The sequence below is a fragment of the Bacillus sp. FSL H8-0492 genome (genome assembly GCF_038006145.1).
GTDB lineage: Bacteria > Bacillota > Bacilli > Bacillales > Bacillaceae_G > Bacillus_A > Bacillus_A mycoides.
The window spans coordinates 5,214,893-5,233,214 of sequence record NZ_JBBOUP010000001.1; the positions used below are offsets into that span (position 1 = coordinate 5,214,893).

Sequence of the window (18,322 nt, forward strand, 5' to 3'; positions counted from 1 at the left end):
ATTAAAATTTGCTTGCTACTTTAGCTGCTTCTTCAAGACCTGCAGTAATGATTTCTTCTGCTTTATCTGGGAATTGGTTATGTCCCTCGATAATTACCGTTTCCATGTTTGTTGCGCCGAAGAAGCCCATCATGCTTGCTACGTATTTAACAGCCATTTCCATTTCAGCTGCTGGTCCTTCAGAATATACGCCGCCGCGTGCATTTAATAACGCAATCTTCTTATCTCCAATAAGCCCAACTGGACCTTCTGGTGTATATTTAAACGTTTTACCAGCACGGTTTAAATAATCAATATACGTGTGTAATACGGCTGGAATCGTTAAGTTCCATAATGGGAAACCGAAAACTACTTTATCAGCTTCTAGAAATTGATTTAAATACTTATCAGCAACTGCTACCACTTTTGCTTCTTCTTCTGTTAAATCAAATCCTCTACCTGCTTTGAATGTACCATTAATCATATCTACGCCTACATATGGTAATTCTTCTTTATATAAATCAAGTTCTACCACTGTATCATTTGGATGCGCTTCTTTATAGTTTGCTAAAAATGCCTCGTATAATTTCACACTAACTGCTTGTTCCGCTGGGCGGTTGTTTGCTTTTACAAATAAAACTGTTGCCATTGTTTTTCCTCCTACTACTCACTCTTATGTTGTTATATATCACTTACGAAAAAGGGTACTCCCTTATAATTATTGTTGCTTACAAATACATTTTATCTTTATATCAAGACAATTACGTCCTCACATAGACGTATTTTTCCATAAAAAAAGTCCACCTTCTAAAGGCGAACTAGGTCTTACGACTTTTGTCTTATACGATTCCATTTTTCACTGCATATAATGCTGCTTGCGTGCGATCGGATAAATGTAACTTACTCAAAATACTACTCATATGAGCTTTTACCGTTTTTTCTGTAATAACTAAAACAGAAGCAATTTCTTTATTACTCATCCCTTTCGCCAATAACTGCAATACTTCATTTTCTCTCGCTGTTAATACATCCACTTGAACGGAAGGTTCTTCTTCTTTCTCTTCCTGTGGTAATGTTTGAGAAAGAAGGGCATTTGCTATATCTGGATGTAATTGAATATTACCTTTATACGCGCTTCGAATAGCTTCAACAAGCTGATCTGGTTCGATATCTTTTAAAATATAACCGCTCGCCCCAGCTTTTAGTGCCGGCAATACATGAGCTTGATCAGAAAAACTAGTCAATACAATTACTTTCACGTTTGGATATTCTTTTTTAATACAAGCTGTTGCCTCAATTCCATCCATCTCAGGCATATATAAATCCATTAATACGACATCTGGACTCGTTTCGCCTACTTTCACTAGCGCCTCTTTCCCATTGTTTGCTTCACCAACTAATTCAAAATCTTCCTGTGTGCTTAGAAAAAATGCTAATCCTTTTAAAACAACTGTATGATCATCAACTAACAATACTTTTATTTTCACAAACTTCCCTCATTTTCACATCATAATGGTACATTTACTTTTATACTCGTTCGTTTCTTACTACTTACAATTTTAATTGTTCCACCAACTAATTCTACTCTTTCACGCATCGTAGTCATACCGAGTGATTTCTTCTCTTTTATATCCTTTTCTACAAACCCATTTCCTTGATCGACTATTTCTAATGATACATTTTTCTCCGTCACTTTGAAATAAATCGTCGCTTCTCTTACATTCGCATGCTTACTTACGTTATTTAAAGCTTCTTGTCCAATTCGCCATAGCGCTTCTTCTACTACACGCGGCAAATCACGTACACCTGTAACTTGTTCCCGAATTTTCAATCCTAAACTTTCACCATATTGCTTTAAAGCTGGTAATAACCCTTTCTCTAATCCAGCCGGACGGAGCTGCCAAATTAATGTCCTCATTTCTTTTAAGGCACCTTGTGCTAATTCACGCATCTCATACAAAGACTGATCTACCTTTTCATTTTGACCCTTTAAGACAGCTTCAGCGCCTTTCGTCATAAACGTTAATGAAAACAACTTTTGTGAAACAGAATCATGTAAATCTCTAGCTAAACGATTACGCTCTTCCATTCGTACAAGTTCGCGGCGTTTTTCATTTAATCTTAAGTTCTCTATCATTAATGAAATATGATTTGCTAACGCTTGTACTACATCTATCGTATTTATATCAAATTCTCCATTATTAGAACTTACACTTAATACTCCAAATATATGATCTTGAATATGTATCGGAATAGCGATAACTGTCCTATTGGGATGCTCTATATTACCAACCTGACGCTTCAACAAGACAGACTCTTCTTTTTCCAACGCTTCCTGTGCTACTGCCCTCAAATCATCTTGTAGTTCACCTTTCTTATAAGAAGCTCTCACAGCTAGTTCATTTTCTTCTCTAATAAAGAATACAACTTGCTCCCATAGAAATAAGCTCCCTATTTGCATTACAATCTCTTCTGGTAATGCATTAAATTTATGAATTGTCCTTAAAGCTTGAATAAAGCGTTCTAACTTTACATAATAATGAGCTCTTCTCTTTTCATTTTCATACAGTTTTGTACGCTTTAATGCCGTTCCAATTTGAAAGGCAACTGATTGTAATAGTACTAATTCTTCTTCCGAAAAATGCGTTTTACCTGGGCTAGCTACATTTAACACGCCAAATTCATCTTCTCCCGCTTTTAGCGGTACTGTCGCATGATGTACAATCCCTTCTGTATCTCCCCAGTTGTATTCAATCGCATTATTAATTCTCTTACATTCAATAATATTAACTGCTCGCTCTAGCTTTCCTTCCACAAAGCGATGTAAGCACCAGCAATTCCCCTCACACATCGGTCGTTTATTTTCGAATTTCAATCCCTCTGGTAATTGGTAATCAATTAATTTTGTATATCTACCATTTTCATCCGCAAGGAAAATCCATCCTGTCGTTAAACCAGTTACATTCAACAGCTTTTCCAGCACAGCTTGAAGTACGTGATATGTATCATTTGAGGTATTCAACGTTTCTGCAATCTCTTTTAATATAACTAATTCATTTGTACGATTCTCTTGAAACATAATTCGTCTCCTACATACAAGATTTTAAATAGTACTTAACATAAATCATCTACTTTTCACTTTGTACTTATTCGTAACATTGATATAATGGTGAAAACATAGTTTTCATTATATCACTTGAGGGGGCTTTCATAATGACATTGAATAAGGCACTTACTATCGCTGGTTCTGACACAAGTGGCGGCGCTGGTATACAAGCAGATTTAAAAACATTCCAAGAACTTGGTGTATACGGAATGACATCTCTTACGACAATCGTAACGATGGATCCACATAATGGTTGGGCACATAACGTATTCCCAATCCCAGCTTCTACATTAAAACCACAATTAGAAACGACAATTGAAGGCGTTGGCGTAGATGCTTTAAAAACGGGTATGCTTGGATCAGTAGAAATTATCGAAATGGTTGCGGAAACAATTGAAAAGCACAATTTCGAAAATGTAGTAGTTGATCCTGTTATGGTATGTAAAGGAGCGGATGAAGCGTTACATCCTGAAACAAATGACTGCTTACGTGACGTTCTTGTTCCAAAGGCATTAGTCGTAACGCCAAACTTATTTGAAGCATATCAATTAAGTGGTGTGAAAATTAATTCTCTTGAGGACATGAAAGAAGCTGCAAAAAAAATCCATGCTTTAGGTGCTAAATACGTACTGATTAAAGGTGGTAGCAAACTAGGCACAGAAACTGCTATTGATGTATTATATGACGGAGAAACATTCGATCTTCTAGAATCAGAAAAGATTGATACGACAAATACACACGGTGCAGGTTGTACATATTCCGCTGCAATTACAGCAGAACTTGCAAAAGGAAAAACTGTGAAAGAAGCGGTAAAAACTGCGAAAGAATTCATCACAGCTGCAATTCGTCATTCATTTAAGATTAACGAATATGTAGGACCAACACATCACGGTGCATACCGCAAATTCGTTGCACCGAAAGAACTTGTCTAATAATAAATTAAAAAACATACTAAAACCGACAGAGCATTCATTGTTCTGTCGGTTTTAGTATGTTTTGCAAAAATGTTTTAAAGTACTCCCCGAATTCCTATGATGCTGAACTAACCTTGTTTCTACCATTTCTTTTTGAATAATATAACGCATCATCCGCTGATTGAATAAATTGCTCAGGTGATTTTTTATATTCTGAAAGCCCAACAGAAACTGTAATTTTAATTTTTTCCCCATTTTGCAGTTGAAATGAATGCTTTTCAACTGCTAGTCGAATTTGTTCCCCTATACGAGTTCCAAATGCTACTCTCTTTTTTGGTAACAACAGAGCAAACTCTTCGCCACCTTTTCGAAAGACTAAATTTGGGAATGGCGCATTCTCTAACAAAATACGTCCTACTTGTTTTAACACTTCATCCCCAGCAGGATGACCGTATGTATCATTTACATACTTAAAGTGATCAATATCTATAAGCAATAAACAAAGTGAATCATTCTTCATATGTTTGTTACCAATATGACGATTCATCTCTAAATCAAACTGTCTTACATTTCCTAGATTCGTTAATGCATCTATCGTTGCATAATGCCTCATCGTTTGAAATAATTCATTCGATTGTAATACATAACTTGCACTTACAAATGTGATGTATCCTGCAACAATACTACAAACAAAATATAATACCACTACAGATACATCCTTAAATAAAATAGACAGTGGTAATATTAAAATAGACAAGCTATACACATTAAGCCATATCCACTTTGTAAATATAGAAATTTTCATCCGCCAAATGAAGACAATACCCATTCCGGTTACTATGATAGTATAGCAAGCCAATTCAGAGGCTAAAGAGTAATCAGTAAAAAGTAACCGAGTTATTAAAATGATAGCAACTGTTATACTACTGGCTATCGGCCCCCCAATTATAACTGCCAAAATAACTGCCAAGTAACGTAAATCCAACAGACTATCTTCAATATGTACACCAAAATGCATTAATAATACACCTAATATCCCAGTAAAAATACCTACTACACATTTTTGCCAAACAGCGAATCCCTCTTTTAACGGCTTATCTCTTAAAAGCTGACCACCTACAAAGATAAAGGAAAGAATAATTGTCATATTTACAAATAGATCTCTGAACATAAAATAATCTCCCTACTTTTTCTTTTCCATCTATCCCTTTCCATATGTTATTGTATTACGAAATCCCTATAATTCCCAAACTTTTTTATTTTGTTGTTCCACGTGGAACAACAAAATAAAAAAGGGACGAAATTTCGCCCCTTCCATTAACAACATCGTGATATTTTTCCGCCTTTTGCATTAAATCTAGCTTCTTGTGCCTCAGCAAAAAATTGTTTTTGACATAGGATTTCCTCTTCTGGGTGATGTACTTTCATATGATTTACATATGTTTCATAACTTGGAACTCCGACAAGTAAACTAATAAATTGCTTTCTCTTTCCCCATACGTCCCGTAAACTTTTAAGCATAGTTCCTCGACTCACTTTCATCTCTAGGAATATATGGCGCCTCTTTTAATGGCATTGGCTTATTTCTTAATACTTGAATCCAAATCCGAAGTGCAGAAATTAATACAGCAATTACAACTATCATAAAAATTCCACAAAGTGCCGCATCAATATAGTCATTAAAAATAATTTGCTTCATTTGCGCAACATTTTTAGCTGGAGCTAATACTTTCCCATCATCTAATGCTCCCTGAAATACTTTCGCATGTGATAGAAATCCTATTTTAGGATTTTCATGAAATAACTTTTGATAACCAGCTGTCATCGTTACAATAAGTAATCCTATAGTCGGAATAAGCGTTACCCAAACGTATGCCTTTTTCCCCATTTTGAATAAAATTGTCGTTCCAAGTAATAATGCAATCCCCGCTAACATTTGATTTGCAATACCGAAAAGTGGCCATAGCGTATTAATTCCACCGAGAGGGTCAACCACCCCTTGATATAAGAAGTACCCCCAGCCTAATACGCATAACGTTGTAGCAACCACATTCGCTATTGTGGAATCTGTTTTCGCAAACGGCTTGTACACATGCCCTAAAATATCTTGAATCATAAATCGTCCTACACGTGTTCCAGCATCAATCGTTGTTAAAATAAATAGTGCTTCAAAAAGAATGGCAAAATGGTACCAAAATGCCATCATCGCCGTTCCACCTATTACTTGTGAAAATATATGTGCCATACCAATTGCTAATGTTGGTGCGCCACCTGTACGTGATAAAATGGTCTGTTCTCCGACGTTAACAGCAAGTTCTTTTAATTCATTCGGTGTAATAGCAAATCCCCACGAAGAAATAACTTGAGCCGCTTGTGATACATCTGTTCCGATCAGTGCTGCTGGACTATTAATTGCAAAATAAGTTCCTGGTGTTAATACACAAGCTGCAATCATAGCCATCGCTGCTACAAATGATTCCATTAACATTGCCCCATAACCAATTGGCTGTGCATGACCTTCTTGCTCAATCATTTTCGGCGTCGTACCTGATGAAACGAGAGCGTGGAATCCAGAGACAGCACCGCAAGCTATTGTAATAAATAAGAACGGAAATAAATTCCCGGAGAAAACAGGGCCTGTTCCATCAATAAACTTAGATACTGCCGGCATCTTCAAATCTGGAGCTACAATTAAAATACCAATTGCTAATCCAAGTATCGTTCCTATTTTTAAAAATGTACTTAAATAATCACGTGGTGCAAGGAGCATCCAAACTGGTAATGCCGATGCAATGAATCCATATACGATAAGCATAATAGCAATTGTTTCACCACTAAAAGTAAACATACTTGCAAGTGTTGGATTTTCTGCTACATACTGTCCACCAATAAGCGATAGGACTAGTAGAACAATACCGATTACTGATCCTTCCCCTACTCGCCCTGGTCTAATGTAACGCATGTAAACTCCCATTAAAATAGCAATTGGAATCGTTGCTGCGATTGTAAACATTCCCCATGGGCTTCCAACAAGTGCCTTCACAACTACTAAAGCTAATACTGCTAATAAAATGATCATAATACCTAAAATACCAATCATCGCAATTAATCCTGTAACAGGACCAATTTCATCTTTAATCATTTCTCCTAATGATTTACCATTACGTCTCATTGAAGCAAATAAAATTACAAAATCTTGTACAGCTCCGGCAATAACTACCCCAACAATAATCCAAATAGTCCCAGGTAAATACCCCATCTGCGCCGCCAAAATTGGTCCTACTAAAGGACCTGCCCCTGCAATCGCAGCGAAGTGATGTCCGAATAAAACCCATTTATTTGTTGGAACATAATCCTTCCCATCATTTAACGTATGAGCAGGCGTTTGCCTATTATTATCTAGGCCAAAAACTTTCCTTGCTATAAATCTACTATAAAAGCGATAAGCAATCGCATACACTGATACAGCAGCAACTAATAGCCATACAGCATTAATTGTCTCACCCTGTGATAAAGCTATTACACCAAAAGCAGATGCTCCTACCGCTGCAATAACTCCCCAAAGTAAAATTGATTTCAATGTTTTCACGTACAATCCCCCCATTACTACTTCTTAGAGGAGATTGTACTAAATTTTCTGAATATTTAATTTGAATCCTCCTTATCATGAAGGATTTCTAGGCTATTATGTTAAAATTCTCTCATTACTTGTCATAGCTCAATTTTATTTCGAAGTCGTTTTACATAATTACGGCTTACTGGAATCGGTTGCTCATCGTACCTGTCTAAATGCAAATTATACGTGCCATTATAATAAGGTTTAAGTTCTTGTACATATGACATATTAATTAAATAGCTTTTATGTACACGTAAAAAATCATATGCATTTAGTTTATTTTCTAATTCCTGAAGTGTGTATGTTGAAATATACTGATTATTCGTTGTATAAATTGAAACGGTTTTGTTTTCCTTATTTTTACTAATATATACAATATCCTCCGGGAGAATATATCTAATCCCCTCATGGCCTTCTATCGGCAGTTTACGCAGATGACTCTTTGCTTTCTCACCTTGTTCTTTTCCCATTTTATATAAAATAAATTGTAAATCTTCTTCACGAAATGGTCGTAATAAATAATAAAACGCTTGGAAACGAAAAGCTGTAATTGCCTCTTCTATATCCTCACCAATAAAAATAAATTTCGTATAACAATTCACTTCTCGTAACAAACTCGAATATTCAAAACCAGTACCATCCATTAATTGCGAATTTAAAAAAACAAAATCAGGTGTATGTTTTTTCATTATTAGCAAAGATTCTGTTCCAGTTTTCGCTTCAAAACATTCTACATTTCGAATGTTTTCAGTAAAGTTCTCAACTAATTTTCTTCGCTCTTCTGTTTCTTCCATGATAAGTAAGATTTTCATTTATCCAGCCACCTAATTCCTTTGTCCATATGTCTTGTTGTATACATTCGCTTTAGTAAGAAACATTCCCTTTTTCTTACTATACCATTATTTATCTAAAAAAACAGAAAAAAGGAAACCACTTTGGTTCCCCTTTTCTTTTATCCCGATTGGTGCGGGCTAATAATCAATGGTTGATGGACAAAACACCACTGATTAAGGTTTCTCTTTATACTAATTCCCTCTGTTTCGTTTCTTGACCAAGTATAACTACAGCAAGTGCCCCAATTAAAATTGATCCACAGAAAATCGTAAATATTAGCGATAGTGAAGCTTGTGAAGCAACTAAATACCCTACTAATAGTGGTCCAAGAATACCACCAATACGCCCAAATGCAGCTGCCATTCCTGCACCTGTACCGCGAATAGTTGTTGGATACTGTTCCGGTGTATAAGCGTATAATGCACCCCAAGCACCTAAATTAAAGAAGGATAGTAACATACCCGCCACTATTAATGCTGTTAATGAATCCGCAATTCCGAACACATAAGCACTACATGCTGTACCAATTAAATACGTAACCAATACAAATTTACGACCAAGACGTTCAATAAACCATGCAGCTGTGAAATATCCTGGAAGTTGAGCTAAAGTCATAATGAGTACGTACTGAAAACTTTTTATTAAACTAAAGCCTTTCAGTACCATTACACTAGGTAACCAAAGGAACATTCCATAATAGGAAAAGACCACACAAAACCATAGAATCCATAACATAATTGTTGCTTTACGATATTCTCCAGACCAAACCGATTTTATATTTTCAATAACAGATGGCCTTTTTGCAACCTTTTGGAACCTTGGAGAATCGGGTAAATTCCATCTTAAATATAAAGCGTATAACGCTGGAACTGCACTTATTACCATAGCAACTTCCCAACCGTATTTAGGAATAACAAAATATGAGATAAGAGCTGCAATTAACCAACCACCAGCCCAAAAGCTTTCTAATAGTACAACTATTTTTCCACGTTCGTGCGCTTCAACACTTTCTGATACAAGAGTAGATGCAACTGGAAGTTCCCCGCCAAGTCCCATACCAATTAAAAAGCGTAAAACGAGGAACATCGCGAATGTCGTCGTTAAAGCAGTTAAACCACTACCGATAGAAAATAGTAATAATGTAATAATAAAGACTGATTTCCGTCCTATTTTATCTGATAGTATCCCAAAAAGGAGCGCTCCTACTGCCATACCAATTGAATTAACGCTACCTATCCAACCCATTTCTTGAGTACTTAATCCCCAATCTTTTTGGAGTGCTACGATTACAAATGAAAGCATTCCAACATCCATTGCATCAAATAGCCAGCCAAGCCCTGCTATACCAAGTAGCTTTCGCTTCGAAATTTCTTTTACCTTGCTCACAAGAAGTCCTCCTTACACAGCTGTCTTTACACATCATTTTACATGTGTGTATTGCATAAGTAAAATACTTTCTTATAAAAAATTCCCCTTCATCATTCCCAAAAAGTAAAATGTTTATCAAAAATAAACAAATAAAAAAAAGTAGCGATGTTCCGCTACTTTTTTGAACGCATTACTTCTTTTAAAAATTCAGCTAATACTAACTGACGACGCCAACGTGTTGGATTACTACATAATCTGTAAAACCACTCTAAATGAATAGATTGAATCCATTTTGGCGCACGCTTTACCTCTCCAGCCCACACATCTAAACTACCGCCTACTCCAACAGCCATTTTCGTTTCTAAACGATGCTTATTGTTTTGGATAAAGTTTTCTTGTCTTGGAAAGCCAAGTGCAACAAGTAATAGATCTGGTTTTGCCTCTTGAATACGTGAAACAATATTCTCTTCTTCTTCTTGTTTAAAATATCCATCTTGTATCCCCACGATAGATGCAGCCGAATATGTCTTCGTTAAATGATCAGCCGCGGCTTGTACAACATGTGGTTTTGCACCTAATAAGAAAACAGATACTGGTTTATTCTCTTCTGATAACTTCGCAAATAAATTACACATTAAATCAAAACCTGCTACACGTTCTTTTACAGGTGTACCAAGCATACCACTTGCTTTTACAACCCCAATACCATCAGGTGTAATTAAATCGGTATTTAGTAATGTTTTATGGAACTCTTCATCCTTTTTTGCACACATAACAATTTCAGGATTTGCTGTTACTACCTGAAAAGTATGAGTTTGCTCCAATTCTAGTTGTTCCTTTAAATATTGGACCGTTTCATCCATTGTCATTGTAGAGAAAGGAACACCTAGAATATCAACCGTTTGTACTGCCATAATTAACTATCCTCTCTATCATTAAAGGTTTTTTGCTATTAATTGCTTATATGTTTCTTTCGTATCTTCATATAATTTTTGAAGTGAGAAGTTCATAGTAGCATGCTCATAAATATGCTTGCCCATTACTGATAACTCTCCAGTTTTCCACTTATCATACGCCTCTTCTAATGCCGATGCCAATGCTTTTCCATCACCAGTTGGTACAATCCACCCATAAGTTTCATCTGCAATTAACGGTTCGATTTCTCCAGCTCTAGTCACAATTGATGGTACACGTTGATTTGCCGCTTCTAATAAAACTAATGGAAATCCTTCGCTATGGGAAGTTAACAAATTGACATGTGATGAAGCAAATAATTGTTTCACATCTTGACGATGCCCTAAAAATTCAACTTTATCATTAATCCCTTTTTCAGTAGCTAACGCCTTTAGTTCTCTTTCTAACGGCCCGTCACCAACTAATAACACTTTAATTTTCTCCAATTTTGTTTGTTGTAACGCATCGAATAAAACTTCATGTCCTTTAACAGGATGCAAACGCGCTACTTGGATTGCCGTAAACACATCTTCATCAATATTAAACATTTCCTTTTTATTATAGCCATCTGCTTTTTCCTGATCATATTCAATCCCGTTATAGATAACATGCATCTTTTCATTTGAAATACCTAATGCGGCTAAGCTTTTTTTCAACCTATTCGTTACAACAAAAAATAAATCTATATTTTTTAAAGCTTTCAAATTTAATTTAGTAAAAATCCAGCCTTTTAAGCCTTGTTTAGTAAAGTCTTGAAATGGATCACTATGAATTGTCGTAACCCATTTTGCTGCGAATTTCTTCTTCATTAGAGAAACAAAGAAATTCGCCCTAGGACCGTGTGTATGAACTACATCAAATTTTTCTTTATTAATGAATTCACTTATGTTCTTTAAAATGGATAAATCATAGCGAGATTTTTGTGAAAACACATGAACTTTTATTCCTAGCTCTCTTGCTTCTTTCGCAACAATTCCATCTTCAAATACTGCTAATTCTACTTCACCATCCGGAAACTGATCGAGCAGTGAAATAATATGTGTTTTTCCTCCACCATCTTCTGCTCCTGCATTCATATGCAATATCCTCATATTTTTTTCCTCCTTTAAATCCTCGCTACATTTCCATCTATCTTTATTTTACTGTACTAAAAAATAAAAGCTAACAAAAGTTAGCTTTTATTTTTATCATTCAATTTCTAGATCTACGATTAGATAAGCTAACAACACTACAAAGTAAATCCCGACTCCTGGTGCTGTCAAAATATGTCCTGCAATATATGCAATACCTAATGCTAATACTAAGCTTGCTGTAATCATTCCATATTTTATATTAAATATCTCTTTAAATCTTGTAACAAATGCTAGTAGGATTCTTACGCCGTAATAAATAAATGGAATCATCATTAACGCAAAACCAATAATTCCGAAATCATAAAACCAATCATGGAAGTCCATTTCAATTAACTTCGGATCTGGTTGCTTTTGTTCATTATACTTAAAGTTACCTGCATAACCCATTCCTAATAATTTTTGTGACGTTGGCGCTTCTTTAAAGAATTGCTTATGTCTCTCTTCATATACTTGACGTCCGCTGAAAATAAGATTTTCTTGATTTTCTTTCTTTTGCTCTTTCTCAAGCTCTTTCTTAACTTCCGCTTCTACCTTCGCCTTTTCTTCTGGTTTCTCAACTTTATGTTGTTTTTCTTCTTTTTTAATTTTCTCTTTAATTTCTTTTTCTTTTTGACCTTGCTGCGCTACATTTTGTTCTGATAAATAGTTGTTATGAATACCCATATTTTGTGCTAATGGCGTCATTTTAAACGTTCCGACAACACCAGCTAATAGGACAATAGCGATTAATCCATTAAGTACAAGAGACCTTTTGTTTGGATTTCTTCTATCAAATAATAATTGTAGTACGATAATCCCGATTGCTGCTGCTAACGTAGCACCAATTGAGCCCATCCCTACTTTCGTACCAACTTGAATTAACGAGTAAATCATTAAAAGCGATGGAATCCAATATAAAACGTTTTTCACGCTCTTTGTTTTTTGAATAGAATATAGTACCACGATAGGGAAAATAATAGCTAAGATTGACCCTAGTTCATTACCTGCATAGAACCATCCTCGGGAACCAACTTTCATCCATTCATAACTACCGAAATCTGTACCTGTCGTAATAGAAATAACCATAACAGCACTAATAATTAATGTTGAATACATAATGTTATTTCTAACTTTATCGCTAATATTTACTGTTTTCTTTAGTGATTTTAAAGCTAAAATGTATGAACCAAGCATAATATATATATACAATGCTTTTCCAATGAATTTAACTTCTTCTGCGAGTACAATAGGACTCTTGATTAACTTGTTATTAATAAACCCTATTCCTAATGCAGCTCCTAGTAATACAAGATAAATCAAAAACTTCCTATTTTCTCTTTCTTTTGCCTGAATTAAAATATAGATACCGCCCATTGCCATAATGAGGAATCTCACCATAATTCCAACTGTCGCATTTACTTTTAATAACTCAATGCTAAGAGACGTTAATAAATCTAAAACAGGCTGTAAAATAATAAAAAAGAGCAAAAAATGCTCAAATCTAACCCTAGCTTGATTTGCTAACATTCCAAGACCTCCATACAAAATCTTCACATTATCTTTTAATCATAGTTTTCTACTGTTTAAACACACCTAGCAATTATAACATAACTCATATTTAAATTGAGAACTATTTTTCATGCCGAAACTAGTCAAGTCCAGCATTATTAGTAACCGAAAACATTGTCCTTTAGCTATCCTTCCCTCTCCCTATAAAAACTATCTAACACATATGCACTTATTTTCGACCGTACATAAATATCCCTTTATCACTTTATACAAATGTACAAATCGAACTTATCTTATTGTACCATCCCTCCAACTAAGCTACATCAAAAAACTATACTATTAATCTTTCCACACTTTTTCGCTTTACTTTATTGCTACTTATCAAGCATTTTCAAACGCTTTCTTTAGCTATTTCATCCATTTTTCTACATGTAGCGAAAAGTAATTGTTATTTCCAAAACTTTAGTGTATATTTTTTCTCTGGAACATCTTTAAGAGGAAGGAATTAAAGCCATGTTATTAATCGATATATTTACGTTTCTTGGCATTATCGCCGCTGCCATTTCTGGTACATTAGTTGGTTTAAAAAAAGATCTAGATTTATTTGGTGTCCTTTGTTTAGCTGTAGCTACTGCGCTCGGCGGCGGTATTATTCGTGATATTATGATTGGTAACCTGCCTCCTGTCGCATTTGTAAAACCCATTTACTTTTTCGTAAGTGTACTATCAGCATTATTCACATGTATGTTTTTTGAGCGCATTAATAAACTTCAAGTCGTTATTATGCTTTCTGATGCTGTTGGTTTAGGGGTATTTACAGCTATTGGTGCAAATGCAGCAATGTCACATCACGTTGACGCCTCGTTTTTAGTCGTTTCAATGGGAGTTATTACAGGTATTGGGGGCGGTATTTTACGTGACATTTGCGCTCAAGATATCCCGTATGTATTCCGAAAAGAGATATATGCAATTGCTTCTATTCTAGGAGCAGTTAGTTTCTTAATTACACATGCAATGGGGGCACACATATTAGCTTTCTATGTCTGTTTATTAATAACATTCGTTATTCGTGTAGTCACCGTAATATATAATGTACATTTCCCAGTTTTCTTTAAAACACATGCAAAAATTAATAAAGGCCATTAAGAGAATTCTACATAGAATTCTCTTAATTTATATACAATTCCATATACTATAGAGTAATTGTATATAAAAATATATAATTACATTAGAACAAAAAAATGAAAACGTTTTATAAACAGGGGGAAGAATGATGCTTGGGGTTTTTAAAAAAAATAAAACAAACACCAGTATAATTGAATTAAGCAAAGGCCAACAAATCATATTTAACGTGCCTGCTAATTCTGAACTAAAAACTCAAATGGATATGCTACATATTTCAAAGGAAGATTTACAAATTGTTAAAGTATTACAGCCATTTATTTTTGAGGAAATAGATTGGATAACAGAAAAATTCTACACCAACATCACAAAACAACCTAATTTAATTGCTGTTATTGAACGCTACAGCTCTATTCCCAAATTAAAACAAACTTTAAAGACACATATTAAAGAATTGTTCAGCGGGAATATGAATGAAGATTTTATTGAACAACGTGTTAAAATTGCAAAAAGGCACGTACAAATTGGTTTACATAGAAAATGGTATACCGCTGCTTATCAAGAATTATTCCGCTCCGTCATAAAGATTTTGCAAACGAAAATTTCAACGATAGAAGATTTTTCTTATTCTATAAACGTAATAAATAAATTATTCACATTAGAACAAGAACTTGTTATTGCAGCTTATGAATCCGAATATGAAAGAATCCAAAAAGAACATGAAAAAGAAAAAGAACTGACAACTATGACGATTACACATATTGCAACAGAACTAGCGGCAGTATCTGAAAAAACAAGCTCTTCTATTCAACAGTTAACATCTAAATCAGAAAGTATCGTAGGAATTGCAAAAACAGGTACATCATTAGCTACGACATCAGAAGAAAAGGCCAATAAAGGAAAAGAACAATTAAATCTGCAAAACAAACGAATGGAAAGCATCCAAACGAATATGGAAACTATCATTACTGATACTCATGAACTTCTTGATATTTCTAACAAAATTAACGAAATCATTGATATTGTAAAATCAATCGCCGAGCAAACAAATTTACTAGCATTAAATGCTGCTATTGAATCTGCACGTGCTGGCGAATTTGGTAAAGGTTTTTCAGTCGTAGCGGGAGAAATCCGAAAGTTATCAGAGCAAACGAAAGAATCAATTTCCAACGTTACAAAACTCGTTGAAAAAACTAATGAACAAATTATACACGTCTCTTCTTCCGTGGAACAAATAAGCTCTCTCGTATCTGAAGGGACAGATAGTATGCATGCGACAGATCAATATTTCCAAGAAATCGTAAAAGATATGTCTAACTCTAAAGAACAAAATAAAAAAATTGAAAATGAATTAGAGACTATCTCACAAGTAATGAAGAGTATTCAAGACGATTCCTCAACAATGGCCTTAACAGCGGATAATTTACAACTAGAACTAAACCGATAAGACGAATCGATATAAAGTGGAGATTCGTCATCTCCGCTTTACATTCATCCTTATCATCCATCTACAAAAAAAGAATCCAAAATGGATTCTTTTATTTTCTGAAAAATATTTTTTGGCAGTAAAAATAACTCATATAAACACCAAAGCTTTGTAAAATAAACAAAGCTGGCATAATAATATTATAATATGCCATATCTACTCGGAAGAGCCTTAACGACACGTATCCGGTAATTAATAATACAAACAACACATATCCTTCATTTTGCTGTTTCTTAATTAGAAAATGTAATAAAGCTATGGCCATAAATAATGTCACCACTATATATATAAGCTTTTCACATTTAAAAATAATAGAATTTATTCCCTCGTCTGAAAGCTGGTTAATAACTGGTTTTAACAGTTTAAATCTTTCTACTTCCATTTCTGTTAACTCTTGATCAATGTGCTCTTTTACACTTTTATTTTTGGATATTTTTTCTTCATTTTGACTTTTTCCAATTAAAACAGATTGAACATAAGTCTGATTAGAAATCGTATACTGTGACATTCCCATCATCTTGATACCATAGCTCACACCAAAATGAGTACTATAAAACAGAATAAGTATTCCCATCACTTTTAATAGTAATTTTTGTTTCGTTGCTGATTGAAATAATTCAATTAACAGCACATATACAACTATAAAAATAGGTAAAAATAACCCCATTGGGAAAATCATATTGCTAAGCGCAAATAAAATGGCTGAAATTACCCACATATAAGGATGGTCTAATCCCTTATATAAAAATATGTAACAAGCACAATAAAATAAAAATATTGCGAGTGATTCCGCCGTTAATACAGAACTCATAAATATATTTGGAATATATAAAGCGTAAAACATTGATGCAATACGACCACACTCTTCTCCAAAGACCATTGACGCAATGCGATAAATGAAAAATGCAGTTCCTGTACAAAATAAAATATTAAATAATTGTAAAGCGAATACCGTATCACCAAATATACGAATGATGATCGATTCATAAATAATAAAAGGTAACTGTGCTATATTTTCTATATTATTGCCAATTGCAATCTGCTTTGCAGACTCATACATAGCTTTCATATCACCTATCATTGGAACATCTACAAATAGAACTGTGATAAGTCTTACAACTGTAGATATGCTTATAAGAAAAACAAGAAATTGTTTATCTGTAAAACGATATTGCAAAATTGATGCTACTAACAAAATAAGAATAACAAAAATCACTAATACAATTGTTATACTTGTTGTACTTCCTCCAAAAAATTGCTTACTTGTTTCAAAAGCCGACCAACAACTATAGGCAAAAAATGCGAGCATCGCACCAATCATTATTTTACTGAAGAAAGACGAAAAATTTGTTCTTATATGATTCATATGTCCATTGCACCTCTATTTCCATTCATAACAAAACGATTCTATCATGAATAAGCACAAGGTTAATAGGGAATTTCTATGACAAATACATAGTCATTACTTTTTCACTTGCAATGTAAGCGAATCCTCTTTTACACTACATTTTATATATGATAAATTTTCTTTCAGTTACATGAATACAAATACAGAAATTTTAATAAAGTGAAACTTTAATCCACGGGGGTTTTGTTCATCCCCCACTGACTATTAGCCCGCAAATAGTGGGATAATCCTCTTTTGGAACACTTTACTTCATTAAATATCTAATATGGGTACTCCACTTACACATGTCACTCTGATTGAAAACAGAAAATAGGGGATGAATATATGGAAAAGAAATTCATGCGAGAATCAAAAGCAATTAAAACAACACGTGTTTTTCCTAACGATTTAAATAATCACCAAACACTTTTCGGTGGGAAATTATTAGCAGAAATTGATAGTATAGCTTCAATTGCAGCTGCGAGACACAGCCGCAAACATTGCGTAACAGCATCTATCGATTCCGTTGATTTTTTAACTCCAATTCACCAAGCAGATTCTGTTTGTTATGAAGCATTCGTATGTTATACAGGAAAATCTTCAATGGAAGTTTTCGTAAAAGTAATTGCAGAGGATCTACTAGCAGGCGAGCGTAGAATGGCCGCAACGTGTTTCATTACATTTGTCGCATTAAAAGACGGAAAACCTTCATCTGTACCACAAGTAATCCCTGAAACAGAGGAAGAACATTGGCTACATACAACTGGTTCAGAGCGTGCAGAAAATAGAAAAAAAGGACGTTTAAAAAGTAAAGAAATGGCTGAAGTGTTAACTTTAAGTAAGCCTTGGAATATGTAACATTAGGATTTTATCTTATACATGCACAGGTTTTTTCTTCCTTGCATGTATTTTTTATTATAATAAAGTGTTACGCC

General features: G+C 34.4%; 16 protein-coding genes and 1 pseudogene. 5 read left to right on the forward strand and 12 right to left on the reverse strand.

All coding sequences use genetic code 11. The features are described from left to right. Position 1: 1 nt before the first annotated feature. The 3 genes from MHH66_RS26940 to MHH66_RS26950 form a co-directional block, all read right to left on the reverse strand. Positions 2-628, reverse strand: a complete 627-nt coding sequence (locus MHH66_RS26940; protein WP_002184487.1) for an FMN-dependent NADH-azoreductase — start codon at positions 626-628, stop codon at positions 2-4. 190 nt (positions 629-818) lie between these two features. After that, the gene (locus MHH66_RS26945; RefSeq protein WP_002016393.1) at positions 819-1,466 is read right to left on the reverse strand and encodes a response regulator; all 648 of its coding nucleotides are present in this window, start codon (positions 1,464-1,466) and stop codon (positions 819-821) included. A 20-nt stretch (positions 1,467-1,486) separates the two neighbouring features. Continuing rightward, positions 1,487-3,058, reverse strand: a complete 1,572-nt coding sequence (locus tag MHH66_RS26950; RefSeq protein WP_063219254.1) for a GAF domain-containing sensor histidine kinase — start codon at positions 3,056-3,058, stop codon at positions 1,487-1,489. Between the two features lie 134 nt (positions 3,059-3,192). Here MHH66_RS26950 and pdxK point away from each other — a divergent pair, with 134 nt between their 5' ends. Next, positions 3,193-4,017, forward strand: coding sequence for a pyridoxine/pyridoxal/pyridoxamine kinase (gene pdxK / locus MHH66_RS26955; protein WP_002016397.1), 825 nt, complete (start codon positions 3,193-3,195; stop codon positions 4,015-4,017). 97 nt (positions 4,018-4,114) lie between these two features. Here pdxK and MHH66_RS26960 read toward each other — a convergent pair whose 3' ends face one another. The 8 genes from MHH66_RS26960 to MHH66_RS26995 form a co-directional block, all read right to left on the reverse strand. After that, the gene (locus tag MHH66_RS26960; protein WP_063219255.1) at positions 4,115-5,170 is read right to left on the reverse strand and encodes a diguanylate cyclase; all 1,056 of its coding nucleotides are present in this window, start codon (positions 5,168-5,170) and stop codon (positions 4,115-4,117) included. 146 nt (positions 5,171-5,316) lie between these two features. After that, a complete protein-coding gene (locus MHH66_RS26965) occupies positions 5,317-5,520 on the reverse strand; it encodes a YbdD/YjiX family protein (protein WP_063219256.1) in 204 nt (67 codons plus the stop codon). Next, positions 5,513-7,588 (reverse strand): carbon starvation protein CstA, encoded by a 2,076-nt coding sequence (gene cstA / locus MHH66_RS26970; protein WP_078185017.1) that lies wholly within the window; start codon positions 7,586-7,588, stop codon positions 5,513-5,515. Before cstA ends, MHH66_RS26965 begins: the two co-directional genes overlap by 8 nt. Before the next feature lie 122 nt (positions 7,589-7,710). Beyond that, a complete protein-coding gene (locus MHH66_RS26975) occupies positions 7,711-8,427 on the reverse strand; it encodes a LytR/AlgR family response regulator transcription factor (protein WP_002089871.1) in 717 nt (238 codons plus the stop codon). Positions 8,428-8,635: 208 nt separating this feature from the next. Further along, the gene (locus MHH66_RS26980) at positions 8,636-9,835 is read right to left on the reverse strand and encodes an MFS transporter (RefSeq protein WP_002138953.1); all 1,200 of its coding nucleotides are present in this window, start codon (positions 9,833-9,835) and stop codon (positions 8,636-8,638) included. Positions 9,836-9,990: 155 nt separating this feature from the next. Then, positions 9,991-10,731 (reverse strand): WecB/TagA/CpsF family glycosyltransferase, encoded by a 741-nt coding sequence (locus MHH66_RS26985; RefSeq protein WP_002016406.1) that lies wholly within the window; start codon positions 10,729-10,731, stop codon positions 9,991-9,993. A 21-nt stretch (positions 10,732-10,752) separates the two neighbouring features. Next, positions 10,753-11,862 carry a glycosyltransferase family 4 protein gene (locus MHH66_RS26990; RefSeq protein ID WP_002089874.1) on the reverse strand — a complete coding sequence of 370 codons (1,110 nt, stop codon included), beginning with the start codon at positions 11,860-11,862 and terminating at the stop codon, positions 10,753-10,755. A 96-nt stretch (positions 11,863-11,958) separates the two neighbouring features. Beyond that, positions 11,959-13,410 (reverse strand): O-antigen ligase family protein, encoded by a 1,452-nt coding sequence (locus MHH66_RS26995; RefSeq protein ID WP_012262070.1) that lies wholly within the window; start codon positions 13,408-13,410, stop codon positions 11,959-11,961. Between the two features lie 495 nt (positions 13,411-13,905). Between MHH66_RS26995 and MHH66_RS27000 the strand changes: the two genes are divergently transcribed. The 3 genes and pseudogenes from MHH66_RS27000 to MHH66_RS28685 all read left to right on the forward strand — a co-directional run bounded on the left by MHH66_RS27000 (position 13,906) and on the right by MHH66_RS28685 (position 15,961). Then, positions 13,906-14,538, forward strand: a complete 633-nt coding sequence (locus MHH66_RS27000; protein ID WP_002016412.1) for a trimeric intracellular cation channel family protein — start codon at positions 13,906-13,908, stop codon at positions 14,536-14,538. Positions 14,539-14,779: 241 nt separating this feature from the next. After that, positions 14,780-15,157 (forward strand): annotated as a pseudogene (locus tag MHH66_RS28680) (protoglobin family protein); the annotation flags it as partial. Beyond that, the gene (locus MHH66_RS28685; protein WP_370458378.1) at positions 15,155-15,961 is read left to right on the forward strand and encodes a methyl-accepting chemotaxis protein; all 807 of its coding nucleotides are present in this window, start codon (positions 15,155-15,157) and stop codon (positions 15,959-15,961) included. The pseudogene MHH66_RS28680 and the gene MHH66_RS28685, both read left to right, overlap by 3 nt. 91 nt (positions 15,962-16,052) lie before the next feature. On the opposite strand, the gene MHH66_RS27010 is transcribed toward MHH66_RS28685, so the two are convergent. Then, positions 16,053-17,366 carry an ArnT family glycosyltransferase gene (locus MHH66_RS27010; protein ID WP_078185016.1) on the reverse strand — a complete coding sequence of 438 codons (1,314 nt, stop codon included), beginning with the start codon at positions 17,364-17,366 and terminating at the stop codon, positions 16,053-16,055. A 366-nt stretch (positions 17,367-17,732) separates the two neighbouring features. On the opposite strand from MHH66_RS27010, the gene MHH66_RS27015 reads away from it, so the two are divergent. Then, a complete protein-coding gene (locus tag MHH66_RS27015) occupies positions 17,733-18,245 on the forward strand; it encodes an acyl-CoA thioesterase (RefSeq protein ID WP_000412118.1) in 513 nt (170 codons plus the stop codon). Positions 18,246-18,322: the final 77 nt, after the last annotated feature.

What these genes read in the sequence shown, in the direction of transcription:
- MHH66_RS27000 (WP_002016412.1), top strand. Translation starts at nt 13,906, where the DNA reads ATGTTATTAATCGATATATTTACGTTTCTTGGCATTATCGCCGCTGCC.
- MHH66_RS26975 (WP_002089871.1), bottom strand. Translation starts at nt 8,427, where the DNA reads ATGAAAATCTTACTTATCATGGAAGAAACAGAAGAGCGAAGAAAATTA.
- MHH66_RS26940 (WP_002184487.1), bottom strand. Translation starts at nt 628, where the DNA reads ATGGCAACAGTTTTATTTGTAAAAGCAAACAACCGCCCAGCGGAACAA.
- MHH66_RS26985 (WP_002016406.1), bottom strand. Translation starts at nt 10,731, where the DNA reads ATGGCAGTACAAACGGTTGATATTCTAGGTGTTCCTTTCTCTACAATG.
- MHH66_RS26990 (WP_002089874.1), bottom strand. Translation starts at nt 11,862, where the DNA reads ATGAGGATATTGCATATGAATGCAGGAGCAGAAGATGGTGGAGGAAAA.
- pdxK (WP_002016397.1), top strand. Translation starts at nt 3,193, where the DNA reads ATGACATTGAATAAGGCACTTACTATCGCTGGTTCTGACACAAGTGGC.
- MHH66_RS26965 (WP_063219256.1), bottom strand. Translation starts at nt 5,520, where the DNA reads ATGCTTAAAAGTTTACGGGACGTATGGGGAAAGAGAAAGCAATTTATT.
- MHH66_RS26960 (WP_063219255.1), bottom strand. Translation starts at nt 5,170, where the DNA reads ATGTTCAGAGATCTATTTGTAAATATGACAATTATTCTTTCCTTTATC.
- MHH66_RS27015 (WP_000412118.1), top strand. Translation starts at nt 17,733, where the DNA reads ATGGAAAAGAAATTCATGCGAGAATCAAAAGCAATTAAAACAACACGT.
- MHH66_RS26995 (WP_012262070.1), bottom strand. Translation starts at nt 13,410, where the DNA reads ATGTTAGCAAATCAAGCTAGGGTTAGATTTGAGCATTTTTTGCTCTTT.
- MHH66_RS26950 (WP_063219254.1), bottom strand. Translation starts at nt 3,058, where the DNA reads ATGTTTCAAGAGAATCGTACAAATGAATTAGTTATATTAAAAGAGATT.
- MHH66_RS27010 (WP_078185016.1), bottom strand. Translation starts at nt 17,366, where the DNA reads ATGAATCATATAAGAACAAATTTTTCGTCTTTCTTCAGTAAAATAATG.